5 protein-coding genes are annotated in these 5,236 nt (G+C 65.4%); 4 read left to right on the forward strand and 1 reads right to left on the reverse strand.

The genetic code is table 11. From position 1 onward, the window contains the following. The 4 genes from AC5DC2_RS18930 to AC5DC2_RS18945 form a co-directional block, all read left to right on the forward strand. Positions 1-210 (forward strand): FCD domain-containing protein (locus AC5DC2_RS18930; protein ID WP_491699589.1); only part of this gene is annotated, 210 nt, incomplete at its 5' end. Between the two features lie 161 nt (positions 211-371). Continuing rightward, on the forward strand, positions 372-1,631 hold the full coding sequence (locus AC5DC2_RS18935; RefSeq protein WP_491699590.1) for an NAD(P)/FAD-dependent oxidoreductase: 1,260 nt from the start codon (positions 372-374) through the stop codon (positions 1,629-1,631). Between the two features lie 164 nt (positions 1,632-1,795). Beyond that, positions 1,796-2,935, forward strand: coding sequence for a M24 family metallopeptidase (locus AC5DC2_RS18940; protein WP_491699591.1), 1,140 nt, complete (start codon positions 1,796-1,798; stop codon positions 2,933-2,935). A gap of 75 nt (positions 2,936-3,010) precedes the next feature. Next, positions 3,011-4,540: an aldehyde dehydrogenase (NADP(+)) gene (locus tag AC5DC2_RS18945; protein WP_491699592.1), complete on the forward strand. Its 1,530-nt coding sequence runs from the start codon at positions 3,011-3,013 to the stop codon at positions 4,538-4,540. A gap of 125 nt (positions 4,541-4,665) precedes the next feature. Here the strand turns inward: AC5DC2_RS18945 and AC5DC2_RS18950 are convergent. Next, the coding region (locus tag AC5DC2_RS18950; RefSeq protein ID WP_491699593.1) for a hydantoinase B/oxoprolinase family protein at positions 4,666-5,236 on the reverse strand (571 nt) is incomplete at its 5' end.

Consider the following 5,236-nt stretch of genomic DNA (forward strand, 5'->3'; position numbering starts at 1 on the left):
CGTGTCCTCAGGCTCTACTATTCCACCTTCGAAGACCGGCTTCCGCGCCAATACGTCAATGAACACGAGGATATCATTGCGGCGATCAAGGCCGGGGATGCCGAAAGGGCCGATCGGCTGGCGATCGCCCATGCCGGACAGATCGTGCGCCAGATACAGGACTATCTGGCGCGCGAGACCGATCAGGCCAGCGCCTTCCCGCTGGACTGAAAAATGGCGCAGGGCCACGTCGACGAAAATCATCGCAGCCGAAACAACGACCCGGCGCTTAGAAACCGGAAGGCTTTGCCGACGGGGGAAAGGGGCAGTCGGACGGGCGCTGCAGGGCCGCTGCGACAGGCCGTCAGACGCTGCGGAACAAGGAGATCGCGATGAAGGACGAGAGTGGCGCAGACGCCGTTGTCATTGGCGGCGGCATCGTCGGATGCATGGCCGCACGTTATCTGGTTGAGGCCGGGCGAAGGGTCACCATCCTGGAACGCAGCGCGATTGCCGCGGGAAGCAGCGCGGGCAACGCCGGCATCCTCGCATTCCCCGAGATCGTGCCGATCCCCTCGCCGGGGATCACATGGAAAGCGCCGGGGTGGCTCCTCGATCCGCTGGGGCCGCTCACCATCCGCCCGGGCTATGCGGCACGGCTCGCGCCCTGGTTCTGGCATTTCTGGCGGGCGAGTTCCAAGAGAAACTTCGAACGCGGGCTCACGGTTCAGGCAGCGTTGATGCGACTGGCCGCCGCCGAGTTTGATGCAGTTCGCAAGGACGAGCGCCTGGCCGCGTTTGTCGTCAATACCGGCACGCTCGACCTCTACGACAGCGAAAAGAGCTTTCTGGCCGCAGCGCCCGACTGGGAAAGAAAGCGCGCGGCGGGTTTCAATTTCCATCGCGTCGGCCGGCGGGAGATCGAGACGCTTCAACCCGGTCTCGCATCCCGGTTCGAGCATGCGATCTACAGCGATGACGGGCTGCAGGTTGCCGATCCGGCCGGCTTTACCCGCGCGCTCGCCGAAAGCCTGCTCGAAGACGGCGCCACGATTGCGATCGGAGAAGCTGTCGCCATAGAGCCGACCGGGGCGGGCGCATGCATCCGTCTTGCCGATGGCGGGACAATGGATGCCCGCACCGTCGTCGTCGCCTGCGGCGCGTGGTCGAAACGACTGGCGAAAAGCCTTGGCGAGGCGGTGCCGCTCGATACCGAGCGCGGCTACAACACCACCTTGCCGGCGACGGCCTTCCCGTTGCGCCGCCAGCTCTATTTCAACGACCATTCCTTCGTCGTCACGCCGCTCTCGTCCGGCATCCGCGTCGGCGGCGCCGTGGAGTTCGGCGGTCTCGACCTGCCCGCCAATTTCAAACGCGCCGACATGCTGCTGAGGCTTGCAAAGCGGTTTATGCCCGGGCTTGAGACCGAGGGCGGCGAGCGGTGGATGGGGTTTCGCCCCTCCATGCCCGACTGCCTGCCGGTGATCGACCGTTCGAAGGCCGCGCCGAACGTGCTTTATGCCTTCGGTCACGGCCACCTGGGCTTGACCCAATCAGCGGCGACGGGCCGCCTGATTGCGGAACTGGCCGCGCAGCAGAAACCGTCCGTGAACCTCGAACACCTGCGCTTCGATCGGTTTTCCGGCCGCTAGCGCGGTTCCTCTGGGGGCGGTCAATCCCCGATCGGGCGATGCAGTTTGGGGGCCGAAAAGTTCATTCGACCTTCCTGTCGACAAACTGACGACAAATGTGGTAGGCGGTTTTGACGAATGCAAGCGCCCGGTCCGCGATCGGGCAAGATGGAGAGACCGCTGCCATGACCGCCGAAAACCGTCCCGCACCAATCAGCGAAGACGAACGCAAGGGCCGGATTACGCGACTGCGCGTGGCGATGCAGGCCGCCGGCGCCAATGCCCTGCTGCTGGGCTCGACCACCAGCCTTGCCTATTTCACCGGGCTTGTCTGGCATCCGAGCGAACGTCTGGTCGGCGCGCTGATCACCGCCGATCGCCTGATCTATATCGCTCCGGCTTTCGAGGTTTCGAAGATCGAGACGCTTGAGCGGATCGACGGCGATATCGCCGCGTGGGAAGAGCACGAAGACCCGGCGGCGCTCGTTGCAAAGCTCGCAGGTCAGGGCCGGACGCTGGCGCTGGACGATGCGCTACCGTTTTTTGCCTATTCGGCGCTCGCCCGGCAGTTCGCGCCCGAACGGCTGACAGACGGCGGGCCGATGATTTCCGCATTGCGCGCGGTGAAATCGCCGGCCGAGATCGCGCTGATGCAATATGCGATGGATGCGACGCTCGCAGTGCACAAGCGCGTCCACGCACTGATCGAGCCGGGCATCCGCGCCTCCGAGGTCGTGCGCTTCATTGACGAGACCCACCGCGCGCTGTGCGGTTCTGGCAGCACCTTTGCGATCTGCTCCTTTGGCGCGGCAACCGCGCTGCCGCATGGCGTCGATGAAGACCAGACCTATGCCGAGGGCGATATCATCCTGGTTGACACCGGCACCATTGTCGGCGGCTACCAGTCGGACATGACGCGCACCTATGTGAAGGCCGAGCCGTCGGCCGAGTTCGCCCGGATATGGGGCATCGAACGCGAGGCGCAGCAGGCCGTTTTCGATGCCGCGAGGCCGGGCGTCCCGGCGGAAGTTCTCGACGAGGCGGCGCGGCGCGTGATCGCCGCCCATGGTCTCGGCCCCGACTATCAGTTGCCCGGCCTGCCGCACCGGGCAGGGCACGGGCTCGGCATGGATATCCACGAAGCGCCGTTCATCGTGCGCGGCAACGCCGCGCCGCTTGAACCGGGTATGTGCTTTTCCAACGAACCGATGATCGTCGTGCCGAAGGCCTTCGGCGTGCGGCTCGAGGACATTATCCACATGGGCGAGAGCGGCCCGGTCTGGTTCACGAAGCCAGGCAAAAGCCCGACAGAGCCCTTTGCCTGAGGCCTGTGCGCATTCCCCCGCATACGCGCAGACGCGAATTAACAACAACAGGCAAACCATTTTGAGGATGCGCCAATGAAGATCACCGGTGAATTGCTGATCGGCAACCAGACCCGCATGGGCGAAAACGGCACGCTGACGGCTGTGGAAGCGGCCACCGGAAAGGCGCTTTCCGGCGCGTTCGGCGGCGCCAGCACCGCCGACCTCGACCAAGCGGCACGGCTCGCGTGGCAGGCCTTCACCATCTATCGTGAAACGGCGCTGGAGGAGCGGGCCGCATTTCTGGAAAAGGCGGCCGAGAACATCCTGGAGATCGGCGATCTTCTGATCGAGCGCGCCATGGCCGAAAGCGGCCTGCCTCGTGCGCGGCTTGAAGGCGAGCGCATGCGCACCGTCAACCAGTTGCGTCTCTTCGCCGGCGTGGTGCGTAAAGGCGCGTTCCAGGATCTGCGTTTCGACCCCGCCGATGCGGCGCGCACGCCGCCCAAGCCCGATCTCAGACTGCGCAAGCTCGGCCTCGGCCCGGTTGCCGTCTTCGGGGCATCGAATTTTCCGCTCGCCTTTTCGGTCGCCGGCGGCGACACCGCCTCGGCGCTCGCCGCCGGCTGCCCGGTCGTGGTCAAGGCGCATCCGGCCCATCCCGGCACCTCGGAACTGGTCGCCCGCGCCTTGCAGCAGGCGGTGATCGATTGCGGCATGCCGGAGGGCACGGTCTCGATGCTGCACGATACCGGCTATGAGGTCGGAGCCGCGCTGGTCGCCCATCCGCTGATCCGCGCCGTCGGCTTCACCGGCTCGCGCCGGGGCGGACTGGCGCTGGTCGACATCGCCGCAAAACGTAAAATACCGATCCCGGTTTATGCAGAGATGAGCGCCATCAACCCGGTGCTGTTGTTTCCCGAAGCGCTGAAGGCGCGCGGCGGCAAGATCGGTGCGGGTTTTGCCGCATCGCTGACGCTCGGCGCCGGCCAGTTCTGCACCAATCCCGGGCTGATCCTCGCCGTCGAAGGCGAGGGACTTGAGGCTTTCAAGGCAAGCGCCGTCGAGGCGCTGAAGGCAATACCGGCGCAGACGATGCTGACTTCCGGCATCTGCAAGGCCTACCGCGAAGGTGTGGCAAAACTGGTTGGCCACAGCGATGTGACGCAGTTGGCTGAAGGGCAGGAAGGCGATGATTATCGCGGGCAGGCAGCCCTTTTTGAAACGACCGCCGCGTCCTTCCTTGCCGACAAGAGCCTGCATGACGAAGTCTTCGGCGGGGCGGGTCTGATCGTCAGATGCCGCGATCTGGCGGAACTCGAAATCGTGGTCGACGGCATCGAAGGCCAGTTGACGGTGGCGCTGCACATCGCTGAAGCCGACTATCCGGCGGCGAAGACGCTGATGCCGAAGCTGGAAATGCTGGCCGGCCGCCTGCTCGTCAACGGGTTTGGCACCGGCGTCGAGGTCTCTCCGGCCATGGTCCATGGCGGGCCGTACCCGGCGACCTCGGACGCGCGCTCGACCTCGGTCGGCACGCTCGCGATCGACCGCTTCCTGCGTCCGGTTTCCTATCAGGATATGCCGGCGGACCTGCTTCCGGCAGCCCTGCGCAACCGAGACTGATCGGGAAAACCAGGCCATGCTTCCGCGCGTCGAAGGGCCAAGGTTGGTCTTTTCATAGCAAAACGGCTCGTCCAGAATATGGACGAGCCGTTTCGGTAGCGGGTAGGGCGCGCGAACCGGTTCGGTCAGGCGTCGTAGCCGTAGATTTCCTTGGCGCGTTCGGGCGTGAGATACTCATTCTTCAGGTCGCGCTCGATATCGGCGCGGCTGCGCTGGCTGGGATCACCGTACCCGCCGCCATTGCCGGTGACGACGCGGATGATGTCACCCTCGTTGACTGTCAGATTGGTGGTGAAGGCGTGGCGGTCGCGGCTGCCGTCGCGGCGCATCACCTCGACATAGTTGACCGAACCGTCCAGTCCGCCCGATGCGCCCCATGGCGGCATGCGCGAGCGGGTGTAGCCGACCGAGAGGAAGTTGTTGTCGGCGCGGACCCGGTAATGCACCTCGATGCCCTTGCCGCCGCGCCACTGGCCTTCACCGCCGGGTTCGGAATTCAGCGCCACCTGCTCGATCCCGAGCCCATAGCGGGCCTCGGCGACTTCGGCCGGGCAATTGAAGGTCTCGCCGTGGAAGCCGGAGAACTGGCCGGAGACGCCGTCGGAGCCTTCCCACGCGCCCCAGCCGCCGACCTGCGGCTCGACGATGGTGTAGTGGCGGCCGGTATCGGGATGCGGACCGCCGATATTGGTGCCG

The sequence above is a fragment of the Martelella sp. genome (assembly GCF_984369615.1).